The 13,491-nt window shown below is 70.0% G+C and carries 14 protein-coding genes; 5 read left to right on the forward strand and 9 right to left on the reverse strand.

The genetic code is table 11. From position 1 onward, the window contains the following. Positions 1-125: 125 nt before the first annotated feature. The 3 genes from FL344_RS05945 to FL344_RS05955 all read left to right on the forward strand — a co-directional run bounded on the left by FL344_RS05945 (position 126) and on the right by FL344_RS05955 (position 3,088). On the forward strand, positions 126-614 hold the full coding sequence (locus FL344_RS05945; RefSeq protein ID WP_141617837.1) for a gluconokinase: 489 nt from the start codon (positions 126-128) through the stop codon (positions 612-614). A 117-nt stretch (positions 615-731) separates the two neighbouring features. Continuing rightward, positions 732-1,373 carry a carbonic anhydrase gene (locus FL344_RS05950; protein WP_141591611.1) on the forward strand — a complete coding sequence of 214 codons (642 nt, stop codon included), beginning with the start codon at positions 732-734 and terminating at the stop codon, positions 1,371-1,373. 14 nt (positions 1,374-1,387) lie between these two features. Next, entirely contained in the window at positions 1,388-3,088 is a 1,701-nt protein-coding gene (locus tag FL344_RS05955; RefSeq protein ID WP_141617838.1) for a dihydroxyacetone kinase family protein, read from the forward strand. A 27-nt stretch (positions 3,089-3,115) separates the two neighbouring features. Here the strand turns inward: FL344_RS05955 and FL344_RS05960 are convergent, their stop codons facing one another. The 3 genes from FL344_RS05960 to FL344_RS05970 form a co-directional block, all read right to left on the reverse strand. Next, a complete protein-coding gene (locus FL344_RS05960) occupies positions 3,116-3,454 on the reverse strand; it encodes a CBS domain-containing protein (RefSeq protein ID WP_186817966.1) in 339 nt (112 codons plus the stop codon). 146 nt (positions 3,455-3,600) lie between these two features. Then, a complete protein-coding gene (locus FL344_RS05965; protein ID WP_141617839.1) occupies positions 3,601-4,377 on the reverse strand; it encodes a YdiY family protein in 777 nt (258 codons plus the stop codon). Between the two features lie 50 nt (positions 4,378-4,427). Next, a complete protein-coding gene (locus tag FL344_RS05970; protein ID WP_141591607.1) occupies positions 4,428-5,054 on the reverse strand; it encodes a phenylalanine--tRNA ligase beta subunit-related protein in 627 nt (208 codons plus the stop codon). Positions 5,055-5,239: 185 nt separating this feature from the next. Between FL344_RS05970 and FL344_RS05975 the strand changes: the two genes are divergently transcribed. Then, a complete protein-coding gene (locus FL344_RS05975) occupies positions 5,240-6,862 on the forward strand; it encodes an ABC-F family ATP-binding cassette domain-containing protein (RefSeq protein WP_141617840.1) in 1,623 nt (540 codons plus the stop codon). A gap of 51 nt (positions 6,863-6,913) precedes the next feature. Here the strand turns inward: FL344_RS05975 and FL344_RS05980 are convergent, their stop codons facing one another. The 5 genes from FL344_RS05980 to FL344_RS06000 all read right to left on the reverse strand — a co-directional run bounded on the left by FL344_RS05980 (position 6,914) and on the right by FL344_RS06000 (position 11,982). Continuing rightward, the gene (locus FL344_RS05980) at positions 6,914-7,681 is read right to left on the reverse strand and encodes a PH domain-containing protein (protein WP_141617841.1); all 768 of its coding nucleotides are present in this window, start codon (positions 7,679-7,681) and stop codon (positions 6,914-6,916) included. Continuing rightward, positions 7,674-8,264 (reverse strand): PH domain-containing protein, encoded by a 591-nt coding sequence (locus tag FL344_RS05985; protein ID WP_141617842.1) that lies wholly within the window; start codon positions 8,262-8,264, stop codon positions 7,674-7,676. The genes FL344_RS05980 and FL344_RS05985 overlap by 8 nt, the downstream gene beginning before the upstream one ends. Positions 8,265-8,339: 75 nt before the next feature. Then, positions 8,340-9,779, reverse strand: coding sequence for an aldehyde dehydrogenase family protein (locus FL344_RS05990; protein ID WP_141617843.1), 1,440 nt, complete (start codon positions 9,777-9,779; stop codon positions 8,340-8,342). 38 nt (positions 9,780-9,817) lie between these two features. After that, a complete protein-coding gene (locus tag FL344_RS05995; RefSeq protein WP_141617844.1) occupies positions 9,818-11,269 on the reverse strand; it encodes an aldehyde dehydrogenase family protein in 1,452 nt (483 codons plus the stop codon). Between the two features lie 29 nt (positions 11,270-11,298). Then, positions 11,299-11,982 carry a TetR/AcrR family transcriptional regulator gene (locus FL344_RS06000; protein ID WP_141617845.1) on the reverse strand — a complete coding sequence of 228 codons (684 nt, stop codon included), beginning with the start codon at positions 11,980-11,982 and terminating at the stop codon, positions 11,299-11,301. A gap of 98 nt (positions 11,983-12,080) precedes the next feature. On the opposite strand from FL344_RS06000, the gene FL344_RS06005 reads away from it, so the two are divergent. Then, positions 12,081-12,713, forward strand: coding sequence for a phospholipase D-like domain-containing protein (locus FL344_RS06005; RefSeq protein ID WP_141617846.1), 633 nt, complete (start codon positions 12,081-12,083; stop codon positions 12,711-12,713). A 119-nt stretch (positions 12,714-12,832) separates the two neighbouring features. On the opposite strand, the gene FL344_RS06010 is transcribed toward FL344_RS06005, so the two are convergent. After that, positions 12,833-13,489 (reverse strand): ABC transporter ATP-binding protein, encoded by a 657-nt coding sequence (locus tag FL344_RS06010; protein ID WP_194863007.1) that lies wholly within the window; start codon positions 13,487-13,489, stop codon positions 12,833-12,835. Between the last annotated feature and the right edge of the window lie 2 nt (positions 13,490-13,491).

The following is a 13,491-nucleotide window of genomic DNA, read 5'->3' on the forward strand; positions in this document are numbered from 1 at the left end:
ATACCCCCCAGGGCTGACGTTTCAGGACGTGATGCGGTGGGCATTCCGCCTCGGATGGGGTGGCGTGAGGCCGTTGGGCACCCCACGATGGGGAGTGGGCCCCGGAACCAGGAGGAGTCGCATCAATGGTCGTCATCGTCATGGGGGTATCTGGAGCGGGGAAGACGACGGTGGGCCGCACCCTGGCGGCCGAGCTGGGCTGGCGCTTCGTCGACGCGGATGACCTGCACCCGCGCTCCAACGTGGTGAAGATGGCCGCGGGCGCGCCGCTGACGGACGAGGACCGCGCCCCCTGGCTGCGCAAGCTGCGCGATGAAGTGGCCCGGGCGCTGGCGCAGGGCGAGGACGTGGTGATGGCGTTCTCCGGCCTCAAGCAGGCCTACCGCACGCTGCTGGAGGAGCTGGACCCCGCACACGTGAAGTGGGTGTTCCTGCACGCGCCGCATGAGGTGCTCGCCCGCCGGATGTCGCAGCGCCAGGGCCACTTCATGCCCGCGTCCCTGCTGGAGAGTCAGATGGCGGCCATGGAGCTGCCCTCGCGCGCACTCAGCGTGGACGTGACGCCGCCGCCAGCGGACATCGTGAAGCACATCCGTGATGAGCTGGGTGTCTGACGGCTGAACTCCCGCGTCGAAGCAGGAGGACAGCCCGTTCCTTGGTCACCCGGCTGGTGTATAGCGCTCTGTTGGGTTGCCACCTTTCCGCTTCACCCACCCTCGAGGACCCGCGCAATGCCCACCGCTTCGACGCCACCCATCTCCGCCCAGGATGCTCTTGCGCGCCTTCGGGAGGGCAATCAGCGGTTCGTCCTGAACGCGCGCAACATGGAGAACCCGCTCGGCCGCTCCGCCCGGCAGGCGCTGGTGGCGGGGCAGAGTCCCTTCGCCATCATCCTCTCGTGTTCGGACTCGCGCGCGCCGTCGGAGTACATCTTCGACCAGGGGTTGGGAGACCTGTTCGTCATCCGCGTGGCGGGCAACGTCGTCGCGCCGTCGCTGGTGGGCAGCGTGGAGTTCGCGGCGGCGAAGTTCGGCACGCGCCTGGCGGTGGTGATGGGGCATTCGCACTGCGGCGCCATCCAGGCCACGCTGGACTACGTGCGTGAGGGCAAGAGCGAGGCGTCCGAGAACATCCGCGACATCGTGGAGCGCTGCCTCGAGCCGGTGACGACGGTGGTGAGCGCCGCCGGGCCGAAGGCGGACTGGGAGTTCCTGATGAAGGAAGCCGTCCGCGCCAACATCCGCAACTCCTGCGACACTCTCCGCCATGGCAGCCGCCTGCTGGAGCGTCTGTGCCGCGAGGACGGCATGCGCATCGTCGGCGCCGAGTACTCGCTGGAGACGGGCGCGGTCGATTTCTTCAACGGCGTCTGAGAGAGGACACGTTCATGAAGAAGCTGGTCAACGCGCCTCGCGCGGTGGTGCGGGAGATGCTGGAGGGGTTGGTCTCGCTCGCCCCGGGGCAGGTGCTGCTGGAAGGGGAGTCGGTGGTGCTCCGCGCCGACACGCCTTCCGACGTCCGCGCGCGCAAGGTGGCTGTCATCTCCGGTGGCGGCAGCGGCCATGAGCCGGCGCACGCGGGCTACGTGGGCGCGGGCATGCTGGACGCGGCGGTGGCCGGTGACGTCTTCACCTCGCCCAGCACCGATGCCGTGCTGGCCGCCATCCGCGCCGTCGCGGGGCCCGCGGGCGCGCTGCTCGTCGTGAAGAACTACACCGGGGACCGGCTCAACTTCGGGCTCGCCGCCGAGCTGGCGCGCGCCGAGGGCATCCCCGTGGAGACGGTGGTGGTGGCGGACGACGTGTCCCTGCACGACACGGTGGAGCCCGCGCGGCGCCGGGGCATCGCTGGCACGGTGCTGGTCCACAAGGTCGCGGGCGCGGCGGCCGCGGCGGGCGCGGCGCTCCAGGACGTCCTCCGCGAGGCCACCGCGGCGGCGGAGGCGCTGGGCACCATGGGCGTGGCCCTGGGGCCCTGCACCGTGCCCGCGGCGGGCAAGCCGGGCTTCACGCTGGAGGAGGACGAAATCGAGCTGGGCCTGGGCATCCACGGCGAGCAGGGCGTGCGGCGCGTGCCGATGCAGACGGCGGACAGCCTGGTGGACACGCTGCTCACCACCATCGTCGAGGACCGGCGCATCAACTCGGGAGACCGGGTGGTGCTGCTCGTCAACGGACTGGGCGGCACGCCGCCCATGGAGCTGGCCATCGTCGCCCGGCGCGCGCTGGCCGCTCTGCGTCAGGGCGGCATCCGCGTGGAGCGCGCGTGGAGCGGGACGTTCCTCTCCGCGCTGGAGATGCCTGGCTGCTCGTTGTCCCTGCTGAAGGTGGACGACGCGCGGCTGGCCCGCCTGGATGCGGCGGCGGATGCGCCCGCGTGGCCCGGCGCGGGTCGGCTGCCGAAGGAGCCGGGGGTGTACCGGCCTTCGTCCACGGCGTCTCCGGCATCGCTTCCGGCGGAGGCGCCGCAACCCGGGATGGACCGCTTCCGGAAGGCCGCCTTGCGGGTGGCGGACGCGTTCGAGCAGTCGGAGCCCCGGCTGACCGCGCTCGACAGCGCCGCGGGCGACGGTGACCTGGGCCTCAGCCTGGTGCGTGGCGCCGAGGCGATTCGCGCCCTCCCGGAGGACGCGTGGACGAGCCCCGCGCGCGCGTTGACGGCCATTGGCAATGCCCTGCGGCGCAGCATTGGCGGCAGCTCGGGGCCCTTCTATGCGACGGCGCTGCTGCGCGCCGCGCGCAGGCTGGCGGAAGGGCCCGCGGATGCCGCCGCATGGGCCGAGGCCTTCGACCTCGCCGTCACCGCCGTATCGGAGCTGGGCGGCGCGCGGCCTGGGGACCGCACCATGCTCGATGCGCTCCGGCCCGCCGCCGACGCCTTCGCGAAGGGGTTGCGCGGCGGGCAGGGGGCTCGCGAGGCCTGGGCCTCGGCGGTGCACGCGGCCGAGGCGGGAGAGGAGGCGACGTCACGGATGCAGCCACGCCTGGGACGCGCCAGCTACCTGGGTGCGCGCGCCGTCGGTGTGCCGGACGCCGGCGCCGCGGCCGTGGTGGTGTGGATGAAGGCGCTCACACCAGGCATCGGCTGAGCGCCGTCGGGATTCGGACCTTCCGGCCTACTGCACCCAGCGTTTGCTGGTCTGGTACACGTCCATCAGGGGGGAGACCAGGGTGAGGCGCGGCCCCCAACGGGTGGCGTCCTCCAGGTCTTCAACCCGCAGGGATTTCAGTGAAAGAATTTCCGACATACAGGCCAGCGGCGCGTGCTGCCAGACCCGGGTGAGGTCGTCCGCCGTCACGTCGCCGATGAGCTCGCCGTGCACGTCGTCCACCACCGGCAGCCGGCTCAGGCCATACCGCTGCATCAGTGACAGTGCCCTCACCACCGTGTCCTTGGGGAAGAGCGTCACTGCCTTCGCCACCGTGTCCTCGCGCTCCACGTACAGTTCCGTCATCGCCGGCCTCGCCACCCTGTTGTTGCCCTGCGAGGCACCGTAGCAAGACAGTTGCCAACAACCGGGGCGTTGCCCGGCATGGGCGGGGAGGCAGGCGAGGGCTGGCTCGTGTCGCCCGGGTGACACCCTTCGTGGGACGAAGGCGGCTACAGGCGGATGCCCACCGAGGTCCGCAGCTGGGTGTCGAGCTTGGGGACGCCCAGGGGCGGAGAGTTGTCGAAGGTGAGGTTGAAGCCGATGCCCACCGAGAGGCGCTGGTTGGGCTTCACCTCGAAGATGGTGTCGTTGAGCAGGCGGATGTCGGCGGGGTTCGTCACGCGGGGCTGGGCGTAGAGCGTCTGCACCAGGAAGACGTTCTCCATGAACTCCAGCCGCCCCAGCACGTAGCTGGACAGGCGCGGGTCGGTGCGGAACTCCCCGGCATCCGGTTCGGAATCCCGGCGGATGCGCTCGTGCTCCAGCATCAGCGCGAGCCCCACCACCAGCGTGGCCTTCTTGTCGGTCAGCACCCTCACCCGGGGCCCCGCGCCCAGCAGGGCCCGGAACTGGATGCGGCGGAACTTGTCGAACTCGTGTTGGAGGAACACCTCGCCGGAGAGCCGCTCCGTGAATCCGTAGCGGTAGCGGACGTGCTCCATCACCTTGCTGACGATGACCTCATCGGCGGCGAAGGCGTACTCCCCCCGGATGACGGCCAGCCAGGTATGCGTCTCGCTGCGCCACTGGCCCAGCAGGGCGCCGCGCACGCTGAAGAGGTCGGTGCTACCCGTGCGCCAGTCCGCGCCCAGGTCCACGGCCGCCGAACGCCCCGGGCCCGTGTTCTCGTCGAACAGCGCCTGGACGTTGACGATTTGCGCCGCCGCGCTCGCCGCATGAAGCCACACGAGCAGCAGCACCCACCTGCTGGATTTCCGTCCCGCCATGGCCCGGGTCTGCCCCGTCGGCCGGCATGTTTCAAGGGCTCCCGTGCAGCTCAGGGCAGGCGCTCCACCGTGGCCCCCGCGCGCTCCAGCAGCTCCCGATACCAGTCGAAGGCGCGCGCGGTCCGCTCGCCCAGGGCCTTGGCGCCCCAGAGCACGGTGAGGGTGCGGCGGGTGTCCGCGTTCGTCTTGGTGCGCTGCGCGTCCTTGACGGCGTTGGCGCATGGGCCTTCCGCGTCGAAGAGGCACAGCAGGCCCGCCAGGTCGATGCTCTGCCCGGACGCGTTGAAGACGTACTGCGCGCCCTCCGGGGCCACGCCCACGCGGAAGGGGGCGGTGGCCCGGTCCAGGTCCACCACGCTGATGGGCAGGCCGCTGTGCAGGGACACCGCGTTGCAGGCATCCACGGCCAGGTTGATGGCGCCCAGCGAGCCGTCACCCGAGGCACGCACCAGGTACTCCGACGCGGGCTTGCCGCGCCCGGTGGGCTTGTAGCCGCCGTGGCGGAGCATGTCGCGGATGGCGCCGCGCACGGTGTCGTCGCTGGACAGGGGGGCGGTTGCGCCGGGCTTCAGCAGGGCCACCAGCCACTCCGGGGAGGGCAGCTCGCCCAGGGGGCTGGGGAAGGTGGTGGTGAAGGCCAGGGTGCTCAGGGAGGGGTGGGCGTCGACGGTCAGCACGGCGCGGCAGTCTATGTCACGGCCCGAGTGGGGGCAGGTCCCACTTCCAGCCTGGGACCGGGGGCTCCCCCGCCTGTCGGCTCTCATGCAAGAGAAGTCGCTTTCCAGGGGTTCGGAACATTCTTTCCGGGGCGGGCTACGTGGCATAAGGGCGCCGCACCCGCTTCCGGGCCCCCCGCACGCACATGATTCGTCTCGACAACATCAGCAAGCAGAACGGCCAGCAGATTCTCTTCATTGAGGCCTCCGCGGCGCTCCATAAGGGGGAGAAGGTGGGCCTCGTCGGACCCAACGGGGCCGGCAAGACGACGCTGTTCCGGATGATTACCAGTCAGGAGCACCCCGACGAGGGCCAGGTCGCGGTCGACCGGGGCGTCACCATTGGCTACTTCAGCCAGGACGTGGGTGAGATGGAGGGCCGCAGCGCCGCCGCCGAGGTGATGGACGGCGCGGGCCCGGTGAGCACGGTGGCCGCCGAGCTGAAGGAACTGGAGGCCGCCATGGCCGACCCGGACCAGGCGGACAACATGGACAAGCTCGTGGAGCGCTACGGCCTGGTCCAGGGGCGCTTCGAGGAGCTGGGCGGCTACGCGCTGGAAGGCCGCGCGCGGGAGATTCTCGCGGGCCTGGGCTTCACCCAGGAGATGATGGACGGCGACGTGGGCGCGCTGTCGGGTGGTTGGAAGATGCGCGTGGCGCTGGCCCGCATCCTCCTGATGCGCCCGGACGCGATGCTGCTCGACGAGCCGAGCAACCATCTCGACATCGAGAGCCTCATCTGGCTGGAGGAGTTCCTCAAGAACTACGACGGCGCGCTGCTGATGACGTCGCACGACCGCGAGTTCATGAACCGCATCGTGAACAAGGTGGTGGAGATCGACGGCGGCTCGCTGTCGACGTACACCGGCAACTACGAGTTCTACGAGCAGCAGCGGGCGATGAACGAGAAGCAGCAGCAGGCGCAGTTCGAGCGCCAGCAGGCCATGCTCGCCAAGGAGCTGAAGTTCATCGAGCGCTTCAAGGCGCGCGCCTCGCACGCCGCGCAGGTGCAGAGCCGGGTGAAGAAGCTGGAGAAGATTGAGCGCGTGGAGCCGCCCAAGCGGCGTCAGACGGTGCTCTTCGAGTTCCAGCCGGCGCCGCGCTCGGGCGACGACGTGGTGAGCCTGAAGGGCGTTCACAAGGCCTACGGCAGCCGCATCATCTACGAGGGGCTGGACTTCCTCGTGCGCCGCATGGAGCGCTGGGCCGTCATGGGCGTCAACGGCGCGGGCAAGTCCACGCTGCTGAAGCTGGTGACGGGCTCCACGCAGCCGGACACGGGCAACGTGGCGCTGGGTGGCAGCGTGAAGATGGGTTACTTCGCGCAGCACGCCATGGACCTGCTGGATGGCGAGCGGACGGTGTTCCAGTCGCTGGAGGACGCCTTCCCCCGCGCGGGTCAGGGCTCGCTGCGGGCGCTGGCCGGCTGCTTCGGCTTCTCCGGTGACGAGGTGGAGAAGAAGTGCCGCGTGCTGTCCGGTGGTGAGAAGGCCCGGCTCGTCATGGCGAAGATGCTCTTCGACCCGCCGAATTTCCTGGTGCTGGACGAGCCCACCAACCACCTGGACATGGCCACGAAGGAGATGCTGATTACGGCGCTCTCCCGCTACGAGGGGACGATGCTGTTCGTCTCCCACGACCGTCACTTCCTGGCCGCGCTGTCCAACCGCGTGCTGGAACTGACGCCCGAGGGCATCCACCAGTACGGCGGCGGCTACACGGAGTACGTCGCGCGCACCGGCCAGGAAGCGCCCGGTCTGCGGAGCTGAAGCACCGCGAGGGGCTCGGCGTCCGCCGGGCACATCGCGCTTCACGGCGGCTCAGGGCTCCACGCGGCCCTGGGCCGTCAGTGCGCTTCGCAGCGCTCGCATCTCACCCAGCAGCTCCTTTGCCGCGCCGAGCGTCGCGGCTGAAGGGGCCACTGGCGCGGGCAGCGCCGGCTCGGAATGCTGCGGCTCACCCAGCCCGGCGTCCCGGTGCATGCGCACCCGCGCCATGATGACGTCGCGAATCTCCTCCGGATTGTCCACGCCCCGGAAGTGGGCCTCGTGCAGTCCTTCGGCGTGTGAGGCGTCCGCGTCCTGCGAGCCGCGCTTGCTGCCTCCGCCCGCCGTCTCCACCTTCACGTCGGCGATGCCGAACAGCCGCTGGAGCGGGTTCTGCCGGATGGAGACCTGCTGGATGTTGGCGAAGGTCATCGTCTTCTCCTGGATGGAGACGAGCCCTTCCCGGATGCGCAGGCTGCGGTCGGAGAGGATGTACCAGCGGTACTCGTAGTCGAGCCACGCCACCAGGAAGGTGATGGGGGCCTGCACGGCGAACGCGAGCCAGGCGAACATCTCGAAGACGAAGAAGACCGTGTCCGCATGCGCGTAGGGCAGGTGCGGGACGAACCGGTTCTTCACCGCCACCCAGGTGAAAATCAGGCCCACCACGACGCCGGCCTGCCGCAGGCCCCAACGGAGCAACTGGAGCTGGCGATGGGCCGGGGCGGCGCGGAACACGCGAACCGCCGCCCCTTCGGGGATGTGCGGCGCGGGGGGCACCTTCAGCAGGCGCAGGAGCCAGGCAGGCGCGGTGTCAGACATCCTGCTTCTCCCGCGTGGCGCCGCTGTCCAGGCTGAGCCGCAGGGCGCGCACCTCCTCGGCAATCTCGCGGAGCGTGGCCGCCAGCGCGTCATGGTCGCTGGCGGGCATGGCGCGTGCGCTCTCCTGCGTGGGCACTGCGCGCTCCCGGCTTCCCCGCATCTTCGAATAGAGGAAGTCCCGCATGGCTCCGAAGTCGGGCACACCTTCGATGGTGATTTCCGCCTGAGAGTTGCCGCTCGCCGTCTGGATTTGGATGCGCGCCAGCCCCAGCCAGCGCTCCACCAGGTTGCTGGACAGGTGGATGTCCTGGATGCGCGCGTAGGTGAGGGACACCTCCCGCCGGAAGAGGATGCCCCAGCGGACGGTGATGCCCTCGTCGTCCAGCGTGTAGCGCAGCGTCTGGTACTTGAAGTAGCGGATGAGCCCGAGGATGGGGAAGCCGGGCCCGGCCAGCAGCGCGCTGACGAGGTAGTAGGTGAGCAGGCTGCGGTGCGGTTGCAGCACCGTGGGCAGGCGCGACAGGAAGCCCCCGTCACCACCGGGGACCACCGTCAGAGGGGAGGGCGACCCCGGGTCTGTCATGTGCGGCTCACCAGCAGGCGTCTTTCGCGAGAGAGGTCTCAGGCATAACGGACCGGAGCATCTCTCATTTCACGCCTATTCGAACAACCGCCCCGCCAGCCGCGCCAGCTTCTGCGCCTTGCCCGTGAAGGGCGGGAAGAACAGGTGGACCAGGGACGTACGCCCCTGGCGCAGCACCGCGCGCTCGTGGCTGAAGGTCCGGAAACCCGTCTCGCCGTGATACGCGCCCACGCCGCTGGCGCCCACGCCGCCGAAGGGCAGGTTCGGATTCACATTGTGCAGCACGACCGTGTTGATGCACGTGCCGCCCGCGCGAGTCTCCCGCAGCAGCCGCTCCACTGTGGCCTCGTCGTTGCTGAACACGTAGAGCGCCAGGGGCTTGCCGTCCTCGCGCACGTGCGACACCACTTCGTCCAGGGATTCGAAGCGCAGCACCGGCAGCACCGGTCCGAAAATCTCCTCGGCCATGATGGGCGCGTCCGGTGTCACATCCGCGAGCACCGTGGGCGCGATGTAACGCGACTCCGCGCCCACGCCGCCGCCCACCACCACGCGCGCGCCAGCCTCCACGGTGCGGTCCATCAACTGGCGCACCCGCGTGAAAGCGCCGTCATCCACCATGCGGCACAGGTCCAGGCTCGCGCGGCGCGCCTCCTCGGTGCGGCCGTAGAAGCGCTCCAGGGCCTCCTTCATCGCCTCCAGCAGGGCCTCTTCCTTCGACGCGTGGACCCAGACGTGGTCGGGGGCGATGCACGTCTGGCCGCCGTTGAGGAACTTGCCCCACACCACGCGCTCGGCGGCGGCGGTGACATCCGCTGTCTCATCGACGATGACGGGCGACTTGCCGCCCAGCTCCAACGTCACGCTGGCCAGGTGCTTCGCCGCGGCCTCCATCACCCGCCGGCCCACGCGGGCCCCACCGGTGAAGAAGAAGTGGTCGAAGGGCAGCCGCAGCAGCGCCTCGCCCACCTCCGGGCCTCCCTCCACCACCGCGACCTCTTCTGGGGGGAAGACATCCTTCACCAGCTCCGCGATGAAGCGCGCCGTGTTGGGCGTCTTCTCACTGGGCTTGCACAGGACGGCGTTGCCCGCGGCCACCGCGGCGACCAGCGGCGACACCAGTAGGTGGAAGGGGTAGTTCCACGGGGCCATCACCAGCACCACGCCCCGGGGCTCGTACTGCACCAGGCTGGACGTGCCGGTGAGCAGCAGGGGCGTGGAGACCTTCCGGGGCTTCATCCACGTCTTGAGGTGCTTCTGGATGGCGGCCAACTCCATCAGGACGGGGAGGACCTCGGTGGCCTCCACCTCCGCGCGCGGCTTGCGGAAGTCGGCGTGGAGCGCCTCGGCCAGGGCCTCGCGCCGGGCGACGAGCAGCGTCTTGAGCTGCTCCAGCCGGGCCAGCCGTTCCTTCATGCCGCGGCGCGCCACCTCCCAGCGATGCGCATGAAGGCGGTCGAACGCCTCCTGCACACCGTCCGGCATCCGTGCTTCTTCCAACTTCACCACGCGCATCGCCCGGCTCCTTCCGGAGGTGCCCCGGCCTGGGTTGCCTACTCCATCAGCCGGGTCGCGCGGGAGGCCAATTCCTGCGCCTTCCCGCGATACGGCGGGAAGAACACCGAAGCCAGCGACTTCATCCACTGAACCATCACTGCCCGCTCATGGCTGAACGTCTTGAAGCCGAAATGGCCGTGGTAGTTCCCCAGGCCACTGGTACCAACCCCTCCGAACGGGAGGTTGGGGTTCGCGAGGTGGACGAGCACGTTGTTCACCACCGCGCCACCCGACGTGGTGTTCTGGAAGATGTCTTCCACCGCCCGCTTGTCCTGGCTGAACACGTAGAGGGCCAAAGGCTTCCCACCCGCGCGGATATGCGCGTAGACCTCTTCACGGGACTGGAAGGTGAGCACCGGCAGCACCGGTCCGAAAATCTCGCCCTCCATCACCGGGCTCTCCGCCGTCACGCCGGACAGCACGGTGGGCGCGATGTAGCGCGAGGGCTCGTCCGTCTCCCCGCCCACCTCCACCTTCGCTCCCGCGGCCACCGAGCGCTCGAGCAGGTCCTTCACCCGCCGCCACGCCACCGGGTCCACCAGTCGCGTCAGGTCAGGGCTCGCCTGCCGCTCCTGCTCGGTGCCGCCGTAGAAGCGCGTGATGGACGCCTTGAGCGCGTCCAGGAACGCCCGCTCCTTCGACGCGTGCACGAACACGTAGTCCGGCGCCACGCACGTCTGGCCGCCGTTGACGAACTTGCCCCAGCACAGGCGCTCCGCCGCGGCGCCGACGTCCGCCGTCTCATCGACGATGACGGGCGACTTGCCACCCAGCTCCAGCGTCACGCTGGCCAGGTGCTTCGCCGCGGCCTCCATCACCTTGCGGCCGATGCGCGTGTTGCCGGTGAAGAAGATGTGGTCGAAGGGCAGTTCCAGCAGCGCCTCGGCCGTCTCCGCGCCGCCTTCGAACAGCGCCACCTCGCTCTCGGGAAACACGTCCTTCACCAACTGCGCCAGGAAGCGCGAGGTGTGCGGCGTCTTCTCGCTGGGCTTGCAGATGACGGTGTTGCCCGCGGCGATGGCGGCCACCAGCGGCGACACCAGCAGGTTGAAGGGGTAGTTCCACGGCGACAGCAGCAGCACCGTGCCGCGCGCCTCGTAGCGCACGTGGCTGGACGAGCCCGCCAGCAGCATCGGCGTGCCCACCCGCATGGGCTTCATCCACGACTTGAGGTGCCGCACCGTGTGGTTCAGCTCCTCCAGCGTGGGGTGCAGCTCCGTCAGCTCCACCTCCACCGCGGGCTTGCGGAAGTCCGCGTGGATGGCGTCCGCCAGCTCCGCGCGGCGGGCGATGATGGCTTCACGCAGCCGCTTCAGCCGGGCGATGCGTTCGGCGGCCGTGGTGCGAGACATCGTCCAGCGGTGCGCGCGCTGGGCTTCGAACACCGCGCGGATGCGCTCGGTGTCCGCGGTGGGCTGCGTGTTGGCTTGAGACGTTGCTTCGAGCATGGGGTTCTCCAGAGGATGGGAACGGAGGCTCAGCGGGACTCCAGCCCGCGAAGAAGGGTGGTGAGGGCCGTCGTCAGCTCGGCGGTGAAGTCGACGCGCAGCGGCGCCAGGTGGGGCAGTGCCTCCAGCACCTCGCGCGCCACCGGGGCCACGTCCGCCATCTGCCGCAGGCCCGTCACCAGCGCGTGCAGGTGGATGAAGAAGCGCGGGCCTTCTCCGGCATGGAGGAAGGGCAGCCGCTGCTCCACCAATGTGCCCGCGCGGAGCAGCGCCGCCAGCAGCCGCTCCTTGAACGGGCGGAGCTGCTCGGCCGTCACGTTCTGCTCCAGCACCGTCTGCAGCAGCGCGAGCAGCCGCGTCAGGGCCACCTCGCCCTCCAGCGACTCGGCCACCGTGCGCGCCAGCCGGGGCCCCGTCCAGGCCGACGAGTCCTCCACGAGCAGCCCGTCCAGCCGGGCGAACCACGCGAAGAGCAGGTCCTCCAGCAGCGCCAGGAACAGCGCCTCCTTGGTGGGGAAGTAGAGGAACACCGTGCCCTTGGCCAGCATCGCCCGGCCGGCCACGTCCGCCATCTTCACCTCGGCATAGGACGTCGACTGATACAGGGCCAGGGCCTCATCCAGGATGAGCTGCCGCCGCGCTTCCTTGTCCTCGTCCTTCCGAGCTCGCTGGGGCAGGGCCCGATTCGCCTTCGTCGCTGAGGTGCTGGCCATGGCTCATGGATGAATGACCCACGGTCATTCGTCAAGTGACTGAAGGTCATTTGTCCGCCAGGTGGCGGGGTGAGGGCGTGTGTGCTGGAGTGTGTCCCATGCGTCCCATCGAGGCGGAGCTCCTGTCGGGCAGCGCGCTGTACCGGGAGGTGGTGTTGGAGAAGCTGCTCCACGCCCGGGAGTCGGTGTGGATGGCCACGGCCAACGTGAAGGCGATGTTCGTGGAGCACGGCGGCCGTTTCGTCCCGCTGGTGGACGTGCTGGACACGCTCGCCGCGCGTGGAGTGGCGCTGCGGCTGTTGCACGCGGAGCTGCCCAGCCGGCCCTTTCGCGCCGCCTTCGACCGGCAGGCGCGGCTGGTGGCGGGGGGCTTGTCGCTCAAGGTCTGTCCGCGCGTGCACTTCAAGGCGGTGGTGGTGGATGGCGCCTGGGCATACCTGGGCAGCGCCAACCTCACCGGCGCGGGACTGGGCGCCAAGGGCGACTCCGCGCGCAACTTCGAGCTGGGCTTCGTCACCGAGGACTTCGACGTCATCGACCGGGTGACGGCGCTCTACGAAGCGGTGTGGAGCGGGGCCGAGTGCAAGGGGTGCAAGCTCCGCGCGGTGTGTCCCGACCCCATTCTGCCCGCAGGCAAGCGAGCGCCCACGCCGCGCCGTCCTCGCGCGGATGCCCCTCGTCTGGGCAAGGCGCGCCGTCTCCAGCGGGGCGCGAAGGCCGCCAAGCGCTAGGTTGGCCACACCGCGCGGAGGGTGCGCCCGGCCACCCTCTCCGCCACCTCACCTCCCGCGTTGGAGTCGCAGCTCGAGCTGCGGCGCCGTGGAACGGTGTGGCGTGTCGCGCTGAACCGTCAGCAGGTGTGGCGACGGAGCCCGGGCTCGTCGAAGAAGTCCCGGGGCGAGGCCTGGTCCACGAGCATCCCCTCATCGAGGAGCAGCACGTGGTCGGCGACCATGCGCGCCAGCGGGAGGTGCTGCGTGACGAGCACCACGGTGCGCTCGGCCCGTAGCATCAACAGCCGCCGCGCCAACCAGCGGATGCCGTCTCCCGACAGTCCCACTTCGGGCTCGTCCAGGAGGACCAGGGGCGCCTTGTGGGCGATGGCGACGGTGAGCAGGGCCAGCCGCCACAGCCCTTCGGGCAGCAGCGCCACCGGCCGCTCGCGCAGGCGGTCCAGCCGCACCGCCGCCGCTGGAGCGCAGGCCCACACGGACTCCAGTGTCTGGCGCGCATCGGGGCCGAGCAGCTCGCCCAGTGTGCGGGACTCCGCGGGCCGGCCTTGGGGCACCACCGCCTGCGCCGATACGGGAAGGCTGAGCTGGCCCCGCACCCAGAAGTCAGCGCCGTCTCCGAGCCGGTCGTTGACCAGGGCCCGCAGCAGGGTGCTCTTGCCACTGCCACCCGGGCCCAGCACCACGCTGGCGCGCCGCCAGGGCAAATCAAAAGAGAGCTTCGCCAGCACCGCGCGAGGGCCATAGCCGGCGCCCAGGTCCCTGGCTTGAATCACGG

Source organism: Myxococcus sp. AB036A, from assembly GCF_006547355.1.
GTDB lineage: Bacteria > Myxococcota > Myxococcia > Myxococcales > Myxococcaceae > Myxococcus > Myxococcus virescens.

Bases quoted from the DNA above. Each gene is read 5' to 3' on its own strand.
- FL344_RS06000 (WP_141617845.1), bottom strand. From the start codon at position 11,982: ATGGCCAGCACCTCAGCGACGAAGGCGAATCGGGCCCTGCCCCAGCGA.
- FL344_RS05965 (WP_141617839.1), bottom strand. From the start codon at position 4,377: ATGGCGGGACGGAAATCCAGCAGGTGGGTGCTGCTGCTCGTGTGGCTT.
- FL344_RS05950 (WP_141591611.1), top strand. From the start codon at position 732: ATGCCCACCGCTTCGACGCCACCCATCTCCGCCCAGGATGCTCTTGCG.
- FL344_RS05995 (WP_141617844.1), bottom strand. From the start codon at position 11,269: ATGCTCGAAGCAACGTCTCAAGCCAACACGCAGCCCACCGCGGACACC.
- FL344_RS05955 (WP_141617838.1), top strand. From the start codon at position 1,388: ATGAAGAAGCTGGTCAACGCGCCTCGCGCGGTGGTGCGGGAGATGCTG.
- FL344_RS05990 (WP_141617843.1), bottom strand. From the start codon at position 9,779: ATGCGCGTGGTGAAGTTGGAAGAAGCACGGATGCCGGACGGTGTGCAG.
- FL344_RS05960 (WP_186817966.1), bottom strand. From the start codon at position 3,454: ATGACGGAACTGTACGTGGAGCGCGAGGACACGGTGGCGAAGGCAGTG.
- FL344_RS05985 (WP_141617842.1), bottom strand. From the start codon at position 8,264: ATGACAGACCCGGGGTCGCCCTCCCCTCTGACGGTGGTCCCCGGTGGT.
- FL344_RS05945 (WP_141617837.1), top strand. From the start codon at position 126: ATGGTCGTCATCGTCATGGGGGTATCTGGAGCGGGGAAGACGACGGTG.
- FL344_RS05975 (WP_141617840.1), top strand. From the start codon at position 5,240: ATGATTCGTCTCGACAACATCAGCAAGCAGAACGGCCAGCAGATTCTC.
- FL344_RS06005 (WP_141617846.1), top strand. From the start codon at position 12,081: ATGCGTCCCATCGAGGCGGAGCTCCTGTCGGGCAGCGCGCTGTACCGG.
- FL344_RS05980 (WP_141617841.1), bottom strand. From the start codon at position 7,681: ATGTCTGACACCGCGCCTGCCTGGCTCCTGCGCCTGCTGAAGGTGCCC.